Here is a 21991-nt window from a genome sequence, read left to right as displayed (position 1 = left end):
GGGGATTGCGGGCAGGAGACGTCGAGGTTCTGGGATCACCTCGCCGCTCTTCTGCCCGCATCTTTTTGTTTACCACAGGATGCCCTTGCGGTCCGCGATGATCGGTTCTGGCGCTTCAAGGCCTACGGCCTGCAGCAGGTCAATTTCGATGGTGCGGCACATCGCGCTCAAGGGCAGATCGTGAACGCTATTGGCAAAAGGATCGACCAGATCATCGCCGATGGCCAACACCGCCAGAAACATCAAGCCGGCAAGCGTGGAGCCTAGCGGCGTTGCAAACCCCAGCGTCTCGACCAAGCCGAACGGCAGGAGAACGCAGAATACGTGAACAAACAGCATCGGAAAGAAGCGGAAGTGGTTGGGCAGCGGCGTGTTCTTCAACCGCTCCATTCCGCCCTGCGCATTGGCCATATCGACCAGCACGCGTTCCATCGCACTTTGCTGGATCGTGTCGATCATGCCAGCCCGACGTGCTTCGTCAATCTTTCGCCCCGTACCGTCAAGCAGGCCATTGGCAGGATTTGCGCGCTCTATTGCGACCTGGGCATCGGCCTTGGCAACGTATTCAAGCGTAGCCTCATCCAGCGGTTGGCGGCGCAATTGGCAGCGCAGCGCATTCACATAGGCGATCTGGCGAAACACGATTGCCCGCTTGAGGTTGGCAGCATCAGGATCTGGCAGAAAGTTTCGCGCAGCTCTTGCCAGATTGCGGCTTGCATTGATCATCAACCCCCACAGCCCGCGCCCTTCCCACCAACGCTGGTAGGCCGAATTGCTGCGAAAGCCGAGGAACAGCGCCACCACCGATCCGAACAAGGTCAGCGGCAATTGCGGTGATCGGAACGGCAACACATAATAGACCACGGTTACGATGACATCCCAGACGAACAGGAGCGTCAGCGGCTTCCACACCTCGCGGACGATCGTCTTGAACGAAGGCACCGGCCTTGTGATCATGAATTGCCCTCGTTGGCAGCGGGCTGTTCAGCAGCTTGGGACATGGCGGCAGACGCGGACGATACTGGACGCAAAACGAACCAGTCCGGGTGACCAATAGCCATAAGATAGCCCATCACTGCGATGCCGAAGACCAGAATCCAAAAGCTGGCGCGAAGCCTGCTGAACCGTTCGGTATCAGAGTTCCAAGGATCGGGTTGCATTGATTTTGCCCTCCATTTTCGCACATGCGAACACGGAAGCGGCAATGCATAAGGCTAAGGGTGTTTCCGTTAGAAAATGTGTCTTCCCGCAAGGCTCGGAAACAGCAGGAATTTTTCTATAAGCTTTAGCCCGCCAGTGCCTTCAGCGCACCACGATCAAGGATTTCCACTTCGCGGCGCGATGGCAGTTCTACCACACCTTCGTTCTTCAGCTTGGTGAACTGGCGGCTCACCGTCTCGATCGTGAGGCCGAGCACATCGGCCACCTGCTGGCGCGAGAATGGCAGCGAGAAGCGCTTGGCCGGGCCGAATGCTGGCGTGCAGCCAGATTCGGCCAGACGGTCGGACATCTCCAGCAGGAACGTGGCGATCTTCTCCGACGCGTTCTTGCGCCCGAGCAGCATCATCCATGACCGCGTTCGGTCAAGCTCTGCCAGCGTGCGTTCGAGCAGCTTATGTTCAAGTTCCGGATGTTCGCGGGCGAATCGGTCAAAATCATTGCGCGAGAATACGCAGACACGCGCATCGGTAAGCGCGACGACGCTGGCGCTGCTGGTCTGACCGAAGGGCCGACCGATGAAATCGGACGGATAGGCAACGCCCACGATTTGCTCGCGGCCGTCCTCGGTGCTGGTGGTAAGCTTCAACACGCCGTCGATTACATTGGCGACGAGCAGAGAATCATCATCTTCCCAGATCAGTGATTCCCCGGCCGTAACCACACGCCGACGCCCGATCGCGTTGAGCGTGGCAATTTCGCGATCATCAAGGCCAGCACAAATTGCCCGGTTACGGACGACACAAGTTTCGCATGAGGTCATGCTAATCCACTATCACCCCAGCACTTGGCGGGCAATTGCCGAAACCACCAGCTTCGCGGGCAAAAAATTGGGCGACGCGAAAATCGAGCCGCCCAAGTTGGGGAGAAATCGCCGAAGCAACCGTGGCGCTGATAAAAGCACCAAATCGCTTCGCCGAAAACATTCCTAGGCGCTGCAGTGCAGCACGACGTTGACGGATGTCAAAAAGGCATCACTATTTTGCAGCATCAGCGTTTTTCACGCATCCGGCAAATTCGTAACATCATGATACTGGCCGCGAAAGAACAACAGCGGCGTGCCATCCTCTTGGCGCTCAAGCGCTTCCACTGCGCCCACTACGAGCAGATGATCGCCAATGTCCTCCACCCGCTCAACCGTGCAATCTATCCATGCGATGGCATCTTCAAGCAGCGGCTGGCCTGATGGCGAGTGGCCATGCGCGAGTTCGGCAAACTTGTCTTCCGCCCGGGCAGCAAAGCGTTTGCATAGATCGAGTTGGTGCGCGCCCAGGACATTGACACAAAAACGACCGCCAGCAGCAATCTTTGGCCAAGTGCTAGAGCGCTTGTCCGGAAAGAAGCCGACGAGCGGAGGATCAAGCGAGATTGACGCGAACGAGCCTACCACGAGGCCGTGACGCGTCCCGTCCGGATCAACCGAGGTAATGACACAGACGCCAGTCGGCCAGTTGCCCAGGACGTTGCGGAAATGGCGTGGATCGATCATGCCCGCGTGACTGTCGGCAAATCACGCGCGCGTCAACCGTCCCAGAGGGGCTGAAAGGCTATTCGAAGTACGCGATACAGCGCACTTCTATGCTCTCGCGGATCTTTGTATCGGGCAGGCTGGTATCGTGGAACGCAGTGTGCGGGCAACGCCAAGCCACCGCATGATCGCTGTCCTGAAATTTGAACAACAGCACGTCGTCTGCAGCCATGTTAGAAAAATACCACCAGCGATGCCGGTCACGCTGACGGAAAATGGTCGCGGCAATCATCTGGTCTTCGCCGTCGACCGGCGCGGTCAGCGCATCGCCGACCGGGAACTCGTCCACCACGAACAGCGTATTGGATGCCGTCTCCTCGTCACTTACCGTGCGCCCATCGCACACTGCCAGTGGCCAGTCCTGCGGGCCAGGCGAAAAAGTGCGCCACAGCGAGAAGCAGATGTAGCGGCTGTAACCGGGGCCATCGGAGAAACGGTCCTTGTAGATGCGTTCTGCAGCCCGGCGACCGGTGATCTCGTTGTAATCGACGTGCGCTTCGCCTGCGGGAGGCTGGATACCTCCGGTGTGCTGGTAGCCTTCGACCTTTTGTTTTGCGCGTTCTGAAAGATCTGCAGATGTGCGGATCATCCACCCTTGTGCAGCGACCCGCGTGGCACCGCAAAGGTTCATCACCAGTTCCTCGACCTCCTGCAAATAGGCCGTATCGACCGCAGGCCTATCGTGAAAATCGGTAATGGCCGACCGGTGGTGGCTTATCATAAACCCGTGTGTATCAAGCGAGAAGTGATCACGCATGGGCATGCCGTCGCGCACCTCGCACCGGTAATCGACATATTCCCCGGTGTTCATCTCAGCGCCCTGCGAAACATAGCGGCGCGTGACGTATTCGTCCGGGCCAAGATAGCGGATCAACGCGGGCGCTCGGCGGGCGGTTTCTTCGATCAAGTCCGGGATCGATTCGGGCTGGGCAAGTTCGGTCATTGGCCTCTCCACGCCGTGTTTTCCGGCTGGACCGATCATCACATATGTTAGGCGACCTAATCAAGTGGCCTGCTCAAAAGAAATGCATGCCAAACCGCAGAAATGCGTGTAGGGGCCGCCGCACAGGTATCGCCGTGCACTGTGTGGGAACGGGCTAAGGCGATTCGACCGGGATAATGACCCGGCATTCCGCCGATAGGCCCAACACTTTGCGAAATGCCGCCCACGCGGCAGGAATGGCGATTTTGACGATGACTTTTTCACACCTCCCCAGCCCGCTCGCGCAGGCTCTCGAAGCGCATGGCTATACTGCGCTGACCCCGGTCCAAACCGCTGTATCTGAACCCGAAGCCAAAGGCCGCGACCTTGTGGTTTCGGCGCAGACCGGTTCGGGCAAGACTGTGGCGTTTGGCCTTGCCATCGCAAACGAATTGATCACCGATGAAAGCGCCCTGCCTTTCGCGACGGCACCGCTGGCGCTCGTGATCGCCCCCACGCGTGAACTGGCGCTGCAGGTCAGCCGTGAACTGCAGTGGCTTTATGCCTCCACGCAAGCACGCATTGCCACATGCGTCGGCGGCATGGACCCATCGCGTGAACGCCGCATGTTGCAGCAGGGCGCGCATATCGTGGTCGGGACGCCGGGCCGCCTGCGTGACCATCATGAGCGTGGCGCACTTGATCTGTCGGCACTTGCCTGCGTCGTGCTGGATGAAGCCGACGAAATGCTCGACATGGGCTTCCGCGAAGACCTTGAAGAGCTGCTCGACGCCACGCCGGAGAACCGGCGCACGCTGCTGTTTTCGGCCACGATGCCCAAGCCGATCGAAGCGCTGGCAAAGCGCTACCAGCGCGATGCCTTGCGCATTTCGACCGTTGGCGAAAATCGCGGGCATGGCGACATTGCCTATCGCGCCATCGCAGTCGCGCCTGCCGAAATCGAAGCTGCGGTGGTCAACCTGCTGCGCTTCCACGAAGCCGAAACCGCGATGCTGTTCTGTGCCACGCGTGACAACGTGCGCCGCCTCCACGCCACGTTGATTGAACGCGGCTTCACCGCCGTTGCGCTTTCGGGTGAGCACAGCCAGTCGGAACGCAACAACGCGCTGCAGGCCCTGCGCGACCGTCGCGCACGGGTTTGCGTGGCGACTGACGTTGCCGCGCGCGGTATCGATTTGCCCTCGCTAAGCCTTGTGGTCCACGTTGAAATCCCCCGCGATGCCGAAACGCTGCAGCACCGCTCGGGCCGTACCGGGCGCGCCGGCAAGAAGGGCACCGCCGTTCTGATCGTGCCCTTCCCGCGCCGTCGCCGCGTGGAAATGATGCTGCGCGGTGCGCGCATCAACGCTGAATGGGGCGATGTGCCGACGCCCGAAGCCATCCGTGCGCAAGACCGCGAACGCCTGCTCGAAACCATTCTGGCGCCCGTCGAAGCTGACGAATCAGATCTGGAGATCGCACGCACCCTGCTCGAACAGCGCAGTGCCGAAGATCTGGCTGCAGCACTTGTGCGCGCGCACCGTGCCGCCCTGCCCCAGCCCGAAGAACTGCTTTCGGGCAGCGATGACGGCCGCAAGCAGGCCGCGCACCGCCCCGGGTTTGACGATGTGGTGTGGTTCCGCATGGATGTGGGCCGTCGCCAGAACGCCGATCCGCGCTGGATCCTGCCAACGCTGTGCCGTCGCGGCCACGTTTCGCGTCAGGAAATCGGCGCAATCCGCATTACGCCGAACGATACCTGGTTCCAGGTGCCCCGCGCCATTGCAGAACGCTTTGCCGATGCCGTCCGCCGCACCGCCGATCCCAAGGGTGAAGACGAGAACGGCATTCACATCGAAGCGGCTCCAGATGGTCCGCGCGAAGTGGCGCGCGACAATCGCCGCACCACCAACGATGGTCCGCGTCATGATGGACCTCGCCACAATGGACCTCGCCAAGATGGCCCACGCAGCTCAGGACCGGGCGGTGAAGAGCGTCGCCCACCCAATCGCGCTCACCCCGCCGGCGCCCGCCCTCAAGGGAAGCCGCACCGCAAGGGACCGCAAGGCGCACGCTGACACGAAAAACCCGCCGGACAGCAATCCGGCGGGTTTTCCTTTCAGACCTTGGGTGAACCTTATTCCTCGCCCATCCGCAGCGCGGCGATGAAGGCTTCCTGCGGGATCGACACGTTGCCGTATTCGCGCATCCGGGCCTTACCCTTCTTCTGCTTGTCGAGCAGCTTCTTCTTGCGGCTGATGTCGCCGCCATAACATTTGGCTGTCACGTCCTTGCGCATGGCTGCAATCGTTTCGCGGGCCACGACCTTGCCACCGATTGCGGCCTGAATCGGGATCTTGAACAAGTGGCGCGGGATAAGATCCTTCAGGCGCTCACACATATGCCGTCCGCGTGCTTCGGCAGCGCTGCGGTGAACGATCATCGATAGTGCATCGACAGGTTCGTTGTTGACGAGAATGCTCATCTTAACGAGATCACCCTCACGCAGACCGATCTGTTCGTAATCGAAGCTGGCATACCCACGGCTGATCGACTTCAGGCGGTCGTAGAAATCGAACACCACTTCGTTGAGCGGCAGTTCATAGGTCACCTGCGCGCGCCCGCCGACATAGGTCAGCCCGGTCTGCACGCCGCGCCGATCCTGACACAGCTTGAGGATCGACCCTAGGTATTCGTCAGGCGTGTAGATCGTGCCCTTGATCCAAGGCTCGTCGATCTGTGCGATGCGGCTTGGATCGGGATAGTCCGCCGGGTTGTGCAGCATGATCTCGCGCGCGTCGTCGGTCCGGCTCTTGTTGAGCTGGATGCGATAGACCACCGACGGCGCTGTGGTGATCAGGTCGAGATCGTATTCGCGGCTCAGGCGCTCTTGGATGATCTCAAGGTGCAGCAGTCCAAGGAACCCGCAACGGAAGCCGAAGCCCAGTGCCGCGCTCGATTCCATCTCAAAGCTGAAGCTGGCATCGTTAAGACGCAAGCGGCTGATGCTCTCGCGCAGCTTTTCGAATTCGGCGGCGTCGACAGGGAAGATGCCGCAGAACACCACCGGCTGCACTTCCTTGAAGCCCGGCAGCGCCTTGGTCGCGCCGTTCTTGACGGTGGTGATCGTATCACCGACGCGGGCCTGCGCCACTTCCTTGATCTGCGCGGTAATGAAGCCGATTTCGCCGGGGCCTAGTTCGTCGAGCGTGTCGATCTTGGGGCGCATGCAGCCGACGCGGTCGATCAGATGCTCCGTCCCGCCGGCCATGAACTTGACCTGCAGCCCCTTGCGGATAACGCCGTTGATCACGCGCACAAGGATCACAACGCCAAGGTATTGATCGTACCACGAATCGACCAGCATTGCTGTCAACGGTGCGTCGCGGTCCCCGCCCGGCGGCGGAATGCGTTCTACAATAGCGTCGAGCACTTCTTCGATGCCGATGCCGGACTTGGCGCTGGTCATCACGGCATTGCTGGCGTCGATCCCAATGATGTCTTCGATCTCTGCCTTGACCTTTTCCGGTTCGGCAGCGGGCAGATCGATCTTGTTGATCACCGGCACGATCTCGTGGTCATGCTCGATTGATTGGTACACGTTGGCAAGCGTCTGCGCTTCCACGCCTTGCGCGGCGTCAACCACCAGCAGCGCACCTTCACACGCGGCAAGGCTGCGGCTCACTTCATAGGCAAAGTCGACGTGGCCGGGCGTGTCCATCAGGTTGAGCTGATAGGTGCGCCCATCCTTGCCGGTATATTCCAGACGCACGGTCTGCGCCTTGATAGTGATGCCGCGTTCTTTCTCGATGTCCATGTTGTCGAGCACCTGCTCGGACATTTCACGCGCGGAAAGGCCGCCGGTAAACTGGATCAAGCGATCCGCCAGCGTAGATTTGCCGTGGTCGATATGGGCGATAATCGAAAAATTGCGGATCAGCGAAAGGTCAGTCATGGCCGCGCCGTTAGCAGGTGATAGCCCGCGAGTCACGTCAGCCGCTAGTGCAGGTTGGACTAAGGTCCGCGCGCCGCAATTTTTCAGTTTGAAGACATTTTTTTGACGAGTATCGCGAGATTGTAACGAAACATTTCTCATTTGCATTCAGATGCTTGACTGACAATCAAGCATGCCAGCAGCGGCAATTGCGTCAATCAACTGTCACATATCCGTCATTTTGCGGGCCTAGCGGCATCCTCGGAACAGATCGGGACAGCTTGGAGATTCTCGAAAAATGAACGGCAAGGCTTTCAAGGCAGCACTCGCAGCTACCGTGTTCGTTTGTGCGGCAGGCGTTGCGCAGGCCCAATCCGCGCCGCAAGATCAGGAATCGAAGATCGCCGATCTGCAGCGCCAAGTTGATGAGTTGAAGGCAATGGTGCGCGCGATGCAGGAAATGCAGCAAGGCGCAGCGCAGATGGCAGCAGTCCCGGCGCGCGATGCATCTGCCGCGCCTGCCGCTGCCCCGCTCGCTCCAGCGGTTGCCGTTTCTGCAGCACAGCCCGCCCAGTTGGCGATGGCCGCCTCTGCCCCCGAAAAAAAGAAGGGCTGGTACGAAAAGCTGCAAATTCGTGGCTACACGCAGTTGCGCATGAATGAGATCGTGGGCGGAGCCAAGTCGGCACCGGCCGGCATCTCGCGCGTCCGTTCAGTGCAGGACAGCGGCATCAACGAAAACGGCAGCTTCTCGATCCGCCGCGCACGCCTGGTCGTGCAGGGCGACATTTCCGACCGCGTATCGCTCTACATGCAGGGCGATCTGGCATCTTCTGTCGCCAGCCAGTCGAGCGGAGAATCCCGCCTGCACTATTTTCAGATGCGCGATGCCTACGCCGACGTATTTCTGGACGAGGCGAAAACCATTCGCCTGCGTTTTGGTCAATCCAAAGTGCCGTTCGGTTGGGAAAATCTTCAAAGCTCGCAGAACCGCGTTCCGCTCGATCGCACCGATGCGATCAATCAGCCGGTGCCGGGCGAGCGCGATCTTGGCGCCGTCGCCTACTACACGCCGCCTGCAATTCAGGCGATCTGGAACGATCTAGCCAAGGATGGGCAAAAGCTGTTCGGCAACTACGGCGCGCTGGGCTTTGGCGTGTACAACGGGCAGACAGTCAACCGGACCGAACGCAATGGCGGGCTGATGACTGTCGCCCTCGCCACGATGCCAGTGCGGCTTGACGGTCTTGGAGGCATCTTCGAGGGTCAGGTTGCGGAATTCGGCGCATCGGGCATGCTCAACAAGTTCCGCCCGGAGCTGCGCAGTGGCGGTGTTTCGACCACCGATTTCACCGACAATCATGTTGGTATCCACGCGATGATCTATCCTCGCCCGTTCGGCATTCAGGCCGAATGGAAGTGGGGCAAGGGACCGGTCTGGGATGCGCCGAGCAGTTCCATCAAGTCGGGCGATTCGACCGGCGGCTATGTGATGACAATGTATCGCATGCCGCATACCGGGATCGGCCAGATCATCCCATTCGCGCGCTGGCAGAAGTATCGCGGCGGCTGGAAGGCTGTGGCCAATGCTCCACGCCTTGATGGGGAAGAATACGAAGCCGGTGTGGAATGGCAGCCGATGAAGGAACTCGAAATCGTGCTGAGCTATGCCAATATCAACAGGCTAGAAGCTGACGAGCGGCGGACCAGCCGCGCCAAGGGCGACGTGGTCCGCGCGCAAGTGCAGTGGAATTATTGAGCGCCGGGCATCAACGGGCGGAATAGGCGCTGGACAAGCGGAACAGCGTCTGCGCCCCCGCTCCGTTGACATAGCGCACCCGGTAGAGGGTGGCGGCGGCAAAGGCACCGGTCAAGCGCACAGAAAGCTGGGCGGCGCTTCCCGCTGCCACTGGTGCTGAGTTGACCACTTGATACGTTGCACCGGTATCGAGCGACTGTTCGATGAACAATGTGCCAGCAGCATCGGAAAAGGCGTTCGCGACAAAGTAGCAGAACTGGGCATTGGAATTTGCCCTGGCAGTCCCGGTAAAGGTCGCTCCTGCCGCAAGATTTGCGACGCTGTCAGTGTAACCCGTGCCCGTGTTCACATTCCCTGTTACAGTTGCCGTGCCGGTAACGGTGACACTCCCAATCGGCGAATTGCTCCCGGCCAATGACGTTCCGAAGATGTTCAATGGGCGGCGTTTAAGCACGAGTGAGATCGCAACGGTGCCCGATCCATAGGTGGAAACGCGCGCCCGGACATGAGCCGCTCCTGACACGAACGAATAGATGCCATTCGCGTTTGTCGTGACCGCCGGGGTTCCCGTCGCGATGTTGCTGATGAGGACTGGCATCGTCAGCCAGGTCACGCCATCGACGGAATGTTCATAGGTGACCGTACAACCAGAACCACTGCTGGTTACCTGAAATGCACCACCAGAATACCCCGCAAGCGATCTGGAAACGACGGTCGTTGCCGAAGTGACGCTGCCGGAAAGGACAACGCCGTCGGCCACATCATCCAGGAACACATTGCCGATGTGTGCCGTACTTTCGGGCAATGGCCCACAAGCAACCGGCATGGGCGATGCATTGCTGACAGTCTGGATAGCCCCGCCCGGAAGCGCAAAGGCCGAAGCGCCGGCGGTGACGGGCAATGGCTTGTCGACTGTAACGACCTCGGCAGCCCCATCGAGACCGGCGTAAGCAAGGGCGCTGACGGGGGTGTAGCGCGCTGGGAAAGTAACTTCGGGATTGGACATCGATTTCTCCATCAGATTTTGGAACAACCGACCGGAGCATGTAACCATATTGGTTTGTGTAGGAAAATGGATTGTTCCTTTTTTATGCAGTCACTTGGTCGCGGCTGCGCCACGTCTCACCCCGAATTGTGCTATCCAACGGATCGTTCATCTGGCGTTGGGGATCGCGGCGGGATGGTCGGCGTTGTCCAAGCAAGTCCGCATGCCGGATTGCAGATTTCCAAGGGAGCAACCCATGAAGAAGACCATTCTCGCCGCTGCACTGGCAGCAATCGCACTTCCCGCCGCCCCGGCAATGGCCGATCCGCCGCGCCACGCACCGGCTCACGGCTACCACAAGGTCAAGAACGACCGCCTTTATGACAATCGCGGGCGTTACGTCCAACCGCGCCGCATCTCGCGCAACGACAAGGTATGGCGCGGCAACGACGGGCGCTACTATTGCAAGCGCAACAACGGCACGACCGGCCTGATCATCGGCGGTGCAGGCGGCGCGCTTCTCGGACGCACGATCGATACGCAGGGTGACCGCACGCTTGGCACATTGCTTGGCGCAGCAGGTGGCGCACTGCTCGGTCGCGAAATCGAGCGTAGCGGCGGTCGCTGCCGTTAAGCCATAACCAGCCCTTCAAGGGGTCGCAAAGGAAGGGCGGGGTCGCAAGGCCCCGCCCTTTCCTATTCCGACACGCGCATCTCCCGGTTCCCCGCGAGTCTGGGTAAATCACCGCGTACGCCCGCTACGCCATCGGACGCGGGACGGTGCGACATTGCCGTTACCGTAAGATGCCGGACAGTTAATCCTTGCGACAGAATGCCTTTCGCATAAATTCGGGTTATGTGGTTGCTCGACAAAATGCTCACACGGCTTATCCGCAAGGGTCGGCTTAACATCATCGACCATGACGGCCATTCTTACACGTATGGCGAATCTGCCGCCGATCCGCTGACAATCCGTTTCACGGACAAGGGAGCCGCCATGCACATCGCGCGCGACCCTCGAGTCGGTGCTGGTGAAGCATACATGGATGGGCGCATGGTCGTCGAACCGCCGCACGACATCCGCGATTTCGTCCTTTTCGTGATGGGTAATGCCAGCGGCGCGGGCGGGATTGACCGCAAGGGGCGCTGGCGCAAACTGGCAGGCAAGCTGCTATCGCGGATCGACCAGATCAATGAACGCGCACGCGCCGCGAAGAATGTGGTCCATCACTATGACCTGTCGCGTCAGTTCTACGAATTGTTCCTCGACGAGGACCGCCAGTACACAATGGCCTACTTCCGCGATCCGGCCAATTCGCTGGAGCAAGCGCAAATCGACAAAAAGGCACTGATTGCTTCCAAACTTCGCTTGAGTCCCGGCCAATCTGCGGGAATGCGCGTGCTGGACATTGGCTGCGGCTGGGGCGGCCTCGGCCTTTACCTCCACCGGCACTATGGCTGCGAAGTCCTGGGCGTCTCGCTCGCTCCCGATCAGGTCAAATTCGCCAACGAGCGGGCTGAAGCCGCCGGTGTGGCTGACAAAGTCAAATTCCAGTTGATCGACTACCGCGATGTGACGGGCCAGTTCGACCGCATCACCAGCGTCGGCATGATCGAACACGTGGGTGCGCCCAATTTCGGCGCGTATTTTGCCAAGACCAACGACCTTCTCGATCCCGATGGCATTATGCTCACCCACACCATCGGGCGCAAAGGCGCACCCGGCACGACCGACAAATGGACGCGCAAATACATCTTCCCCGGTGGCTACATCCCGGCGATGAGTGAACTTGTCTCCGCGCTCGAACGCACAGGCTGGGAAGTCGGCGACATCGAGGTTTTACGCTACCACTACGCCTACACCCTTGCGGAGTGGTATCGCCGCGCCACCCTGCACCGTAACGAGATCATAGCGCTTTATGACGAGCGCCTGTTCCGCATGTGGCAGTTTTACCTCGCGGGGGCCGAACAGAGTTTCCGCCACGGCAGCATGGTCAATTTTCACATCCAGAGTGTGAAGCGCCGTAGCACCCTACCGCTGACGCGCGACTATATGCAGCAGGAATGGGCAAGGCTGGCCGCACTGGATAAAGCGCCGGACTGGCATCTGGATCGCAGCGCGGTGGAATAACTTTCGTGGAATAGACGCGCCATCATGCCGTTCCGCCGTGCGAAAAGCCGGACGACGCTTCGGTCCAGCCGTTGCCATCCCGCTCAGCACTTGTTAGTCACCCTAACGAACAAGCCTTTACGCAGGATGCCCGACCAATGACCGCCCCCACCGCTGCCGATCTTTCCGCCGAAATCGCCCGCGTCTTTGCGCTGCAACAGGCGCACCAGTGGGAGGCGAAGGCCTCTTCTGCAGCTGAACGCAAGGCAAAGCTCGCAAAGCTCAAGGCTGCGGTCGAAGCCCACGCCGACGCTATTGTCGCCGCCGTGCTGGAAGACACGCGTAAGCCTGTCGGCGAAATCCGCGTCACCGAAGTGATGAACGTCACCGGCAACGTGCAGCGCAATATCGACAATCTCGATGCATGGATGGCACCGGTTGAGGTAGCCACATCCATGAACCCGGCTGACCGTGCGCAGATCCTTTATGAAGCGCGCGGCGTGTGCCTGATCCTCGGCCCGTGGAACTTCCCGCTCGGCCTCGCACTCGGCCCCGTGGCTGCCGCCGTCGCGGCTGGCAACACCTGCATCGTCAAGCTGACGGACCTTTGCCCCGCCACGGCAAAGATTGCTGCGGTCATCATCAAGGAAGCCTTCGACGAAAAGGACGTTGCCCTTTTCGAAGGCGATGTCTCGGTCGCCACTGCACTGCTCGATCTGCCGTTCAATCACGTCTTCTTTACCGGCAGCCCGCGCGTCGGCAAGATCGTGATGGCTGCTGCCGCCAAGCACCTCACCACTGTTACGCTGGAATTGGGCGGCAAATCACCGGTCATCGTTGACGATAGCGCCGACATCAATCTCGTCGCTGCGCAACTTGCAGCCGCCAAGCAGTTCAATGGCGGGCAGGCCTGCATCAGCCCGGACTATGTCTTCGTGAAGGAGGGCATGAAAGCCGCGCTGGTCGAAGGCTTCCGCGCGAACGTGCAGAAGAACCTTTATGACGAAGCAGGCGCGCTCAAGAAGGACAGCATCGCGCAGATCGTCAACGCCGCAAACTTCAACCGCGTGAAGGCCATGTTTGACGACGCGGTGGAAAAGGGCGCGACCGTGGCCGCAGGCGGCATGTTTGAGGCTGACGACCTGACCGTCCACCCAACCATGCTCACCGATGTCACCCCGCAAATGACCATACTGCAGGACGAGATCTTTGCGCCGGTGATCCCAGTGATGACCTACGAAACGCTGGATCAGGCCATCGGCTACATCGAAGCCCATGACAAACCGCTGGCGCTCTATGTCTACAGCAAGGACGAAGCCAACGTGGAGAAAGTGCTGGCACGCACATCCTCGGGCGGCGTGACGGTAAACGGTGTTTTCTCGCACTATCTTGAAAACAACCTGCCGTTTGGCGGTGTCAACACCAGCGGCATGGGCAGCTATCACGGCGTGTTCGGCTTCAAGTGTTTCAGCCACGAACGCGCGGTTTACCGGCATATGTAATCGCTCCGGCGAGCGGAGTTGCACCAAGCGGAAAATTGCGTTATAACGGATGTATGAACGCGACCGTAAAGATCACCAAGATCGGCAACTCCGCCGGGATCGTCCTGCCCAAGGAACTGCTTGCCCACCTCAATGCCTCGGTGGGTGAGATGCTTTCGGTGGTCACCACCCCGGGCGGCATTGAACTGCGTGCCGAAGAGCCTGACTTTGACGCGCAGATGGCAGCCGCACGCGAAGTGATGGGACGCCGCAAGCAAGCGTTGCGCGAACTGGCCAAGTAATCATGGCGGACAGTTGGGTCTGGGTGATGCCCGAAGTCGCGCGCGCAGCGCACGCTGAGCAGTTGGCCGAACATGGTGGTCCAGATGGCGTCCGCGATCAAGGCCTGCTCGAAAGCGCGATGGCACGCGCGCTGAATCTGGCGCAGTATGGGGAACCGGATGTTGCCGCACTGACCGCTGCTTATGCGTGGGGCATCGCCCGCAACCATCCTTTCGTAGATGGGAACAAGCGGACCGCAGCGGTTATCGCGGAAACATTTCTGGTGCTGAACGGCTATTTTCTTGATGCGAGCGATGCCGAATTGGTGGTCGCCATACTCGCCCTCGCCGCCGGGGAATTGACCGAAGACGAACTGGCTGACTGGTTCCGCTTCCACATAAAAGCTGCGGGCTGACCGCCACTTTGCTGCGCGTTGCGTCGTTCGGCTTATTCCCGCCTCGATGGGTGCCGCCTAGCCTCCCCTCACACCAGAGCGGAGACGCGCGTGACATTCAGACATCTGTTCCTCGCAACTCTGGCGCTCGCCGCCGCTTACCCGGCCTCTGCCGCCGAGCCTGACATCCGCGTCATGCGCATCAACGACCACGTTGTCGCATTCTATGATGGCAGGCCAGCCGAGGGCAGCGTTGACCTTTCAAAAGCCACTTGGGCAGATCACGGCGCAAACTACGTTGGCGTGGCCACCTTTGCCGTCCACGATGGCGATGAGGCGCTGGTCTACGATACCTACCCCAGCGTCGAACAGGCGCGCTTCGTGAGGAACTGGCTGGAGCAGGCGGGCATCCGCCACTTCACGGTCGCCAACAGCCACTGGCATCTCGATCACGTGGGCGGCAACGCAGTCTATGCCGACAGCACAGTCATCGCGACTGAAAAAACCCGCGAGCAACTGGCCAAGCACCAAGCCTCCATCGAGAACGGCACTCTACAGGGTTTACCTGCGATCGCTCCGGTCAACCTGCCTGACATCGCTATTTCTACGCCCATCACGGTCAGCGTCGGGCGCTATTCTGTCGAACTGCGCCCCGTGAATGTTCATTCCGATGATGGCCTTGTTGCCTACCTGCCACAGGACCGCATCTTGCTCGCAGGCGACACTCTTGAGGACACGCTGACCTTCATTGCCGCGCCGCAAAGCCTGCCCGAACAGTACCGCAATCTGGCCGCCATGAAGCAATGGGGTGCCACCCATATCCTGCCCAATCACGGCGATCCGACGGTGATCGCGCGCGGCGGCTACAGCCCCGCTCTGATCGACATGACGCGCACCTACATCCGCCGCATGGCAGAACACGCGCACGATGCCGATTTCGGCACCCAACCAATCGAACGTTTTATCCCAGAAGCGCTGGCTGACGGCACTGCCAGCCTGTGGTGGGCCTATCGCGAGGCACACCGCGAAAATCTGCAAAAAGTCGCTGGGTGGTACAAGGAAAAGCCGTTACCCAATTTCGGGCATGCGCCAGATGTAGCGCCTTGACCCTGCAATTACGATAGAACGTTGCGATACCACCAGTCGCCGAAACGATCGCCCATCCAGTTGCCAGAACTTTCCCCGATCTCCACCCAGAACTTCATCGGGCTGGCCCGCATTCGCTCAATCAGTTCATCCACTTCATTGCCACGTATCTTGCCACCGAACAGCGATTTCATCGCCAGTTCGGTAAACGTTGCCACGGTGTCCACAGCCGTCTTGCCCGCGCCGATAGGATCAATAGCCAGCAGATAGCGGAAAGCCGTGCCAAAGCGCGGATCGCTGGCTGCAGCAGGATTTGCGGCATAGAGCATCTCCTGCATGGCGTTCAGGAACCCGCCCCACGGAACTGCCGCGCCGATTGCCGTTGCATAAATCTCGGAAAAGCCGGGACCAAAGCGGCCTGCGCGGAAGTGATCGATCACCACCGCGCCGGTCGCCAGAACCTGCACCACCAGCGCGATGGAGCCGAGCGATTTCAGCACACTCACAACCTTGGTTGCGCTGCCCCATGAACGCATCATTTCCAGCGCAGCATCAAGCCGGATGGCCCGGCTGGTCAGGATAGTGACAATATCACGCGAACTGAACCCAACCTTCAAGGCGTTCTTAATGCCCATCAACGCCTCGACAGCGTACTGCGCGGCCCCTTGCGCGTTGAGGATCATTTTAAGCGTCTGGATTTCGTTGCTGGCGATATAGGCCAGAAAGTCGATTGCAGGAGCGCTGTCCGTCCGCGTCTTCAACTGCGCGCGCAACGTGTCCAGCCGCTGCTGTTCAATGGGAGAAAGCCCGGCAACCTTTCCTGTCCCGTTGCCTGCCCCTGGCATACCGGGCGGAATACCCGGTGCTGGCGGCGACGCACCGCCCGACTGCCCGGCCCAGACATTTTCGGACTGCGCCGTATTGAGCGCGGTCAGCGTGCGCCCATTGGTGTCAACGCGCGAATCGGGCGAGCGCAAACCGACCACAACCTTTTGAAAATCAGCGATCATCCCTTTGGTCTTCGGTCCGACCACCCCATCGACCGAAAGCTTGATCCTCGGCGACCGCATCAAATCATTGAGGCGCTGCTGAATGATTTTCACGTCCGATGCAGTGTTGCGTCCGCCCGCGCCCACGCTGCCCATAATCCTGATCGTTGAATTGATCGGCATTTGCTGTTTCCCCGAAAAGGGCCTCCTAGTCTCAGGGACATCCCCGGACCGACACGCATCTCTTAGCCCGCATCATCGCGGCCCCACTGTGACGCCAACCACATGTTACGCGAATTGATCGGCAAAGGTTGCGATGTAGCACCCCGCCTGATAGGCGCGCGGCGCGTGTTCCAAGGAGAGTTGCTCCGCCATGTCCGATATCAAGAAGGTCGTTCTCGCCTATTCCGGCGGTCTCGACACCTCCGTCATCCTCAAGTGGCTGCAAGTCACCTACAACTGCGAGGTTGTTACCTTCACCGCAGACCTCGGACAGGGCGAGGAACTGGAGCCTGCACGCGCCAAGGCCAAGCTCATGGGCGTGCCGGACGAGCACATCTATATCGACGATCTGCGTGAGGAATTCGTGCGTGATTTCGTCTTCCCGATGATGCGCGCCAATGCCCGTTATGAAGGCGATTACCTGCTGGGCACGTCGATCGCCCGCCCGCTCATTTCCAAGCGCCTGATCGAAATTGCGCGTGAAACCGGGGCCGATGCAGTCGCCCACGGCGCAACGGGCAAGGGCAATGATCAGGTCCGCTTCGAACTCTCCGCCTATGCGCTGGAACCCGGCATCAAGGTCATCGCTCCGTGGCGCGAATGGGATCTGACCAGCCGCACGGCACTGATCGCCTGGGCTGAAAAGCACCAGATCCCGGTGCCCAAGGACAAGCGCGGCGAAAGCCCGTTTTCGACCGACGCCAACCTTCTCCACACCTCGTCCGAGGGCAAAGTGCTGGAAGACCCGTGGGAAGAAACCCCGGACTACGTCTATTCGCGCACCGTCAATCCCGAGGACGCGCCTGACGTGCCCGAATACATCACCGTCGACTTTGAAAAGGGCGATGGCGTCGCACTCAATGGGCAGACCATGTCGCCAGCCACGTTGCTGACCGCGCTCAACGAACTGGGCCGCAAGCATGGCATAGGCCGGCTGGACCTTGTCGAAAACCGCTTCGTCGGCATGAAGAGCCGCGGCATGTACGAAACGCCGGGTGGCGAAATCTATGCCCGCGCGCATCGTGGAATCGAAAGCATCACGCTTGATCGCGGCGCGGCTCACCTGAAGGATGAGCTGATGCCGAAGTACGCAGAGCTGATCTACAACGGCTTCTGGTTCGCGCCCGAGCGTGAGATGCTGCAGGCAGCTATCGACCATTCGCAGGCCCGCGTGAACGGCACCGTGCGCCTGAAGCTTTACAAGGGCAGCGCGACAGTCGTCGGCCGCAAGTCACCCGACAGCCTCTATTCAGAACGTCACGTCACGTTCGAGGACGATGCTGGTGCCTATGACCAGAAGGACGCGGCGGGCTTTATCAAGCTGAATGCACTGCGCCTGCGGTTGCTGGCTCAGCAGGGGCGCTGAACCTTTCATCACGCAGCCCGCTTCGGCGCTGCACAAAACTATCCACCAGAAGGTGCGGGGGTTGTGGATAACTCCCGCACTTTTTGCTTGCGCGACTCAATCAAGAGGCGCAGCTTTTAGTGACCGGGACCGCAGATAATCTCGAAGTTCAGAGCATAAGCTTTTGAATTTACGATAAAATATGCATACTGGTGCGGACATGGATAGTTTGCAGTGTAACCAACCAGCAGGTGCCGCAGGGCTGATCTGCGGTTGTGCAAAACTGCTGCTTTCATGATCGGAAACGGAGTGTCAGGCGGCACTTTTTCGAAGCACGCGATGTGCGGCAAGGGCATTGGCCTGCAACCGGCGCAGAGCTTCTTCGAGCAAGCGACGAACGACGTTCCACCCTTCCTCGCAGCAGTGCGTCCAAGCATGTGAAAGCATGTTCCGGAGCAATACCGCGTAGCGAAGGTAACGCCCACGACCGGCTTTTTCAGGCCGCTTGCAAAAGCAGCCAGAAGCAGTCGCGATAATGCAGAGTGAGGTCGGTGCCCGGCACAGACCAATGCCATTGGGCGAATGGAAGGATAGCGGCGCGAACCTGTGTGAAAGCATGGATCGGCAGCAGCCCAGGGGCTTCGCGCCCCGGACGGCATCCGGACAGACGCAACTTGAGCAAAAGCGCTCGGCAGGCGAAGGTGAAGCGGATGACAACAGGTCGGAAACGGCCTTGCGGCAGACGGATAGCCGGACCAGACGCGCAGCAAGAAAGTCGATGCGGACGTAGAATGGGGGCCAACTGCGAAGCTGGCCCCCATTTGCCGTCCCTAAAATCGATCCACCTGACGCCAGATGATGCTTCCTCGCGCCATCTGGCTTCACGCGTCACTTCACCTCAATCTGCCCACGCACCGCACCTTTCGGGAAATCGGCGGTGTGGACATTGACGTAGTAATCCTTCGGCGTAGCGATGATCTTCTTGAGCAGTTCAGGCTCCATCGCGATGCAACTGTCGCTGTCCTTGCCGGTCACCTCCAGCGTCGCAACAGGCTTTCCGTCGCTTCCGGCTGCACCTTCATGAACATGCGCCATCGTGGGTTTTTCAGTCTTCTCAGCCCACAGCGTGAAGCAGAAGTCGCCGGATTCGTCATCGACCTCAGCCTTGAACCCGCCAGTGCCGTCGGCATCGCCGCCGCCGGTCTCGGCAGCGCCCGAAAGCGTCGCCGCAATCACTGCGGGCTTGGCGCCAACTGCCTGTGGCACCAGTAGCATCACTACCGGTCCGAGCGCGAGCATCGCCTTCGTCATCGACCTGTCTCCCAGTTCTGCAAGGACTCGGGAAAGAACCCGGCCTCGTGCAATCACCTTACAGCAGCAACGGCCATCGGTGAATTGATTGCGCGCAAGCAGATCAGGTGCAGGGATATGTTCCGCCGTTTCCGGTTACGCCGGGCGTCAGATTGCGCTGGTCACGGATGAGGAACGTGCCCTCCTTGCGCAACACCCCGCCATCGACGAACACATCGCCGAACAGGCCCTCATACTCGTAATAGACTTCGACGAACATGACCGCGCTGCCCGTCGCCGCAGTAACCTGCGTCGGGCCGTCACCCATGCCGGCAAGCACCTCGCCGGTCAGCCCGCTCCGGTTGCTGTCATTGCCATAGGCGGATTCACGATCGAGATTGCCGTAGCAACGCTGCCAGTGAATGTACTGCCGGCCGCTGGCACCGTCGCGTTCGAGGCTGGACAGGATGACTCTTCCGCGCGTCTGGAATTCCAGTCCGGCCGCCTGTTCCTGCGCCCCGCGCATGACCTCGTTGATGTCGGTCTCGCTCACTGTGGGCGTGACCACGCTGTTGTCCGTCTGGCCAATGCGCGAGGCATTGTCAGCCAGCGACAGCGCAATCTCGCTCATCTTCATGTCGACGGTGTTGAAGTAGGCCAGTTCGATACCGTAAAGCGCGAACGACAGGATAAACGGCGTGATGATGGCGAATTCAACCACCGAAACGCCAGAAGTGTCATTCAGCAGCCGTTTGACCAGCGCGGAAATTGCAGGTTTGGCACACATGTTCAGCACTTCCCTGGCTGCGACGTGTAGCTGCCGTCTTGCAGGGCAAAAGGCTGATTGCGCTTCACCGCGGTCGATTCGATCTCCCGGCGTGACCAGTCGATGGGCACAAGCGGCACAGCAAAGACGGGATCGTAGGCAACGGTCACCGTATAGACGATAACGTCGTTTGCCCCGCCGTTGCCATCCTCGCCAAGATCTTCGTCCCAACGGTCGTTACCATTCAGATCGGTGAAGCTTTCATCCTCCGAGCACTCGCCATCGCCATTTTCATCGTCGAGATCTTCGCCCTTGTTGGCGTTCGTGAAATCGAAATAGCTCTTGCGCGTCGACGAAACGGTCGCGTTGGGCAGCACTTTTGTGATCGTGTTCTTGACCATGCCATCGGCAAGGCTGGTGTCGCCGGTTTCCAGCGATGAATCGCGCGCCGCTTTCTCCACAGCGCCATCAAGCACGCCTTTGGCATACACCATCTGGCCAAGATCAAGGCAGCCGACGATGACCATAAGAAAGACCGGCGCAACCAGTGCGAACTCAATCGTCGTCACGCCACGCTTGTCGGTGCGCAGCCTTCGCGCAGTTGCACTAACGCATTGGGCCAATGGCAGAGATCTGCGCATCACTGATAAATCCGCAACTCGCCGACGTTCTTGGCGATTTCCTGGAATGCAGTGTTGAGCTGCGAGGCGTTCGTTGCAATGAACGAACTGTTGTTTGATGCGCAGTATTCCAGGTCATCCGTCTTTTCGGATGCAAATGCGATAACCCATACGCGGAAGCCTTTATCTTTGGCTACGTCGCACATGAGGCGAAAGCGTGTCGTATGGCGGGAAGCTTGATTGGAATAACCATCGGTGGTCACCCGCCGATCATGCCACTCCAGACCATACGTCGACTGAATGGAATAGCTTGGGGCCATTTCGCCATCGGTCATGAAGATGATGTGGCGATCAACCTTGCCACCGTTGCCCGGTTGAATATTCACCCTGTCTTGCCAAGGACCACTTGGGGAATTGAGGCGGAGCCCCCAGATCATGCCAATGTCATGATAAGTCGATCCAGTAGCACTGAGCGAATCCGTATAGCTATTGAATTCCGACTGACTCATCGTGTCCAATAACTTGGCCTGCTGCGGACAGTAGGAATTGGCCTTTCCGCCGCGCGTGGTTTCTGCCGAACTCGTCAGATTGTTCTGACTATTCAGGCGGTAATACGCGAGTTCGGGCCACATCGGTGCCCACTTGGAGGCTTCGTCATTCTCCTCGGGCGGGGTATCGATATCCAGATCCCGCGCGTCCTTCGGCGTGATCTTGCCTGTTGAGCTGTTGTAGCTGAACGTGCTGTCGGCTTCCGACTCGCGCTCTTCGATGCAGCCAGCCCACGTGTAGCTGACAGCGGTTCCGTTGGTGCCATTGTTGACCGTGGCAGCTGCAAACGTCTTGTAGACGCTCGTATCATACGTCACCCGCTTATAGGCCCAGCGGCTGAATTCCTGGCGCGTGCGGGTTTCATAGATCGGATCAGACGTCGCGTAATCATAAGTGTAGTACGTGCGTGTCACCGGATAGGAAAACACACGCCAGCGATTGGACACACGCTGGCAAGTATAGCGTGTGCGGGATTGCGGCTGGTTGGTCCGTTCGGTCACCACCTGCTGGC

General features: G+C 59.6%; 21 protein-coding genes and 1 pseudogene. 10 read left to right on the top strand and 12 right to left on the bottom strand.

What is annotated here, in order from left to right; genetic code table 11:
- Window positions 1-69: 69 nt before the first annotated feature.
- The 5 genes from Q8R81_RS09270 to Q8R81_RS09250 form a co-directional block, all read right to left on the bottom strand.
- Window positions 70-957: a bestrophin family protein gene (locus Q8R81_RS09270; protein WP_305617148.1), complete on the bottom strand. Its 888-nt coding sequence runs from the start codon at window positions 955-957 to the stop codon at window positions 70-72.
- Complete coding sequence (locus tag Q8R81_RS09265; protein ID WP_305617147.1) at window positions 954-1160, bottom strand: hypothetical protein; 207 nt, start codon at window positions 1158-1160, stop codon at window positions 954-956. The genes Q8R81_RS09270 and Q8R81_RS09265 overlap by 4 nt, the downstream gene beginning before the upstream one ends.
- A 125-nt stretch (window positions 1161-1285) precedes the next feature.
- On the bottom strand, window positions 1286-1981 hold the full coding sequence (locus tag Q8R81_RS09260) for a Crp/Fnr family transcriptional regulator (protein ID WP_305617146.1): 696 nt from the start codon (window positions 1979-1981) through the stop codon (window positions 1286-1288).
- Between the two features lie 237 nt (window positions 1982-2218).
- Window positions 2219-2707, bottom strand: a complete 489-nt coding sequence (locus tag Q8R81_RS09255; protein ID WP_305617145.1) for a flavin reductase family protein — start codon at window positions 2705-2707, stop codon at window positions 2219-2221.
- A 58-nt stretch (window positions 2708-2765) separates the two neighbouring features.
- Window positions 2766-3689 (bottom strand): CmcJ/NvfI family oxidoreductase, encoded by a 924-nt coding sequence (locus Q8R81_RS09250; RefSeq protein WP_305617144.1) that lies wholly within the window; start codon window positions 3687-3689, stop codon window positions 2766-2768.
- A 251-nt stretch (window positions 3690-3940) separates the two neighbouring features.
- On the opposite strand from Q8R81_RS09250, the gene Q8R81_RS09245 reads away from it, so the two are divergent.
- Window positions 3941-5746, top strand: a complete 1806-nt coding sequence (locus tag Q8R81_RS09245; RefSeq protein WP_305617143.1) for a DEAD/DEAH box helicase — start codon at window positions 3941-3943, stop codon at window positions 5744-5746.
- A gap of 59 nt (window positions 5747-5805) precedes the next feature.
- Here Q8R81_RS09245 and lepA read toward each other — a convergent pair whose 3' ends face one another.
- Window positions 5806-7623 carry a translation elongation factor 4 gene (gene lepA, locus Q8R81_RS09240; protein ID WP_305617142.1) on the bottom strand — a complete coding sequence of 606 codons (1818 nt, stop codon included), beginning with the start codon at window positions 7621-7623 and terminating at the stop codon, window positions 5806-5808.
- A gap of 277 nt (window positions 7624-7900) precedes the next feature.
- On the opposite strand from lepA, the gene Q8R81_RS09235 reads away from it, so the two are divergent.
- Window positions 7901-9361, top strand: coding sequence for a porin (locus tag Q8R81_RS09235; protein WP_305617141.1), 1461 nt, complete (start codon window positions 7901-7903; stop codon window positions 9359-9361).
- Between the two features lie 10 nt (window positions 9362-9371).
- Here Q8R81_RS09235 and Q8R81_RS09230 read toward each other — a convergent pair whose 3' ends face one another.
- The gene (locus tag Q8R81_RS09230) at window positions 9372-10367 is read right to left on the bottom strand and encodes a hypothetical protein (protein WP_305617140.1); all 996 of its coding nucleotides are present in this window, start codon (window positions 10365-10367) and stop codon (window positions 9372-9374) included.
- A gap of 235 nt (window positions 10368-10602) precedes the next feature.
- Between Q8R81_RS09230 and Q8R81_RS09225 the strand changes: the two genes are divergently transcribed.
- The 6 genes from Q8R81_RS09225 (at window position 10603) to Q8R81_RS09200 (ending at window position 15720) form a co-directional block, all read left to right on the top strand.
- Window positions 10603-10980 carry a glycine zipper 2TM domain-containing protein gene (locus Q8R81_RS09225; RefSeq protein ID WP_305617139.1) on the top strand — a complete coding sequence of 126 codons (378 nt, stop codon included), beginning with the start codon at window positions 10603-10605 and terminating at the stop codon, window positions 10978-10980.
- 222 nt (window positions 10981-11202) lie between these two features.
- Window positions 11203-12477, top strand: a complete 1275-nt coding sequence (locus tag Q8R81_RS09220; protein ID WP_305617138.1) for a cyclopropane-fatty-acyl-phospholipid synthase family protein — start codon at window positions 11203-11205, stop codon at window positions 12475-12477.
- Window positions 12478-12614: 137 nt separating this feature from the next.
- Complete coding sequence (locus Q8R81_RS09215; RefSeq protein WP_305617137.1) at window positions 12615-13958, top strand: aldehyde dehydrogenase family protein; 1344 nt, start codon at window positions 12615-12617, stop codon at window positions 13956-13958.
- A 53-nt stretch (window positions 13959-14011) separates the two neighbouring features.
- Window positions 14012-14239 (top strand): AbrB/MazE/SpoVT family DNA-binding domain-containing protein, encoded by a 228-nt coding sequence (locus tag Q8R81_RS09210; protein WP_305617136.1) that lies wholly within the window; start codon window positions 14012-14014, stop codon window positions 14237-14239.
- 2 nt (window positions 14240-14241) lie between these two features.
- On the top strand, window positions 14242-14634 hold the full coding sequence (locus tag Q8R81_RS09205) for a type II toxin-antitoxin system death-on-curing family toxin (RefSeq protein ID WP_305617135.1): 393 nt from the start codon (window positions 14242-14244) through the stop codon (window positions 14632-14634).
- A gap of 90 nt (window positions 14635-14724) precedes the next feature.
- Entirely contained in the window at window positions 14725-15720 is a 996-nt protein-coding gene (locus tag Q8R81_RS09200) for an MBL fold metallo-hydrolase (RefSeq protein ID WP_305617134.1), read from the top strand.
- Window positions 15721-15728: 8 nt separating this feature from the next.
- On the opposite strand, the gene Q8R81_RS09195 is transcribed toward Q8R81_RS09200, so the two are convergent.
- Window positions 15729-16871: a peptidoglycan-binding protein gene (locus tag Q8R81_RS09195; protein ID WP_305617133.1), complete on the bottom strand. Its 1143-nt coding sequence runs from the start codon at window positions 16869-16871 to the stop codon at window positions 15729-15731.
- Between the two features lie 190 nt (window positions 16872-17061).
- Between Q8R81_RS09195 and Q8R81_RS09190 the strand changes: the two genes are divergently transcribed.
- A complete protein-coding gene (locus tag Q8R81_RS09190; RefSeq protein ID WP_305617132.1) occupies window positions 17062-18276 on the top strand; it encodes an argininosuccinate synthase in 1215 nt (404 codons plus the stop codon).
- 273 nt (window positions 18277-18549) lie between these two features.
- Window positions 18550-18696: a hypothetical protein gene (locus tag Q8R81_RS09185; protein ID WP_305617131.1), complete on the top strand. Its 147-nt coding sequence runs from the start codon at window positions 18550-18552 to the stop codon at window positions 18694-18696.
- Window positions 18697-19143: 447 nt separating this feature from the next.
- Here the strand turns inward: Q8R81_RS09185 and Q8R81_RS09180 are convergent, their stop codons facing one another.
- The 4 genes and pseudogenes from Q8R81_RS09180 to Q8R81_RS09165 form a co-directional block, all read right to left on the bottom strand.
- On the bottom strand, window positions 19144-19566 hold the full coding sequence (locus tag Q8R81_RS09180) for a CHRD domain-containing protein (protein ID WP_305617130.1): 423 nt from the start codon (window positions 19564-19566) through the stop codon (window positions 19144-19146).
- A 103-nt stretch (window positions 19567-19669) separates the two neighbouring features.
- A complete protein-coding gene (locus Q8R81_RS09175) occupies window positions 19670-20332 on the bottom strand; it encodes a TadE/TadG family type IV pilus assembly protein (RefSeq protein WP_305617129.1) in 663 nt (220 codons plus the stop codon).
- A 2-nt stretch (window positions 20333-20334) separates the two neighbouring features.
- Window positions 20335-20952, bottom strand: a complete 618-nt coding sequence (locus Q8R81_RS09170) for a TadE/TadG family type IV pilus assembly protein (protein ID WP_305617128.1) — start codon at window positions 20950-20952, stop codon at window positions 20335-20337.
- Window positions 20952-21991: pseudogene (locus Q8R81_RS09165) on the bottom strand (pilus assembly protein TadG); the annotation flags it as partial. The pseudogene Q8R81_RS09165 and the gene Q8R81_RS09170, both read right to left, overlap by 1 nt.

This window comes from Novosphingobium sp., assembly GCF_030696665.1.
Classification (GTDB): Bacteria; Pseudomonadota; Alphaproteobacteria; order Sphingomonadales; family Sphingomonadaceae; genus Novosphingobium.
The sequence above is the reverse complement of the archived record's forward strand: the minus strand, read 5'-3'. Positions and strand labels throughout refer to the sequence as shown.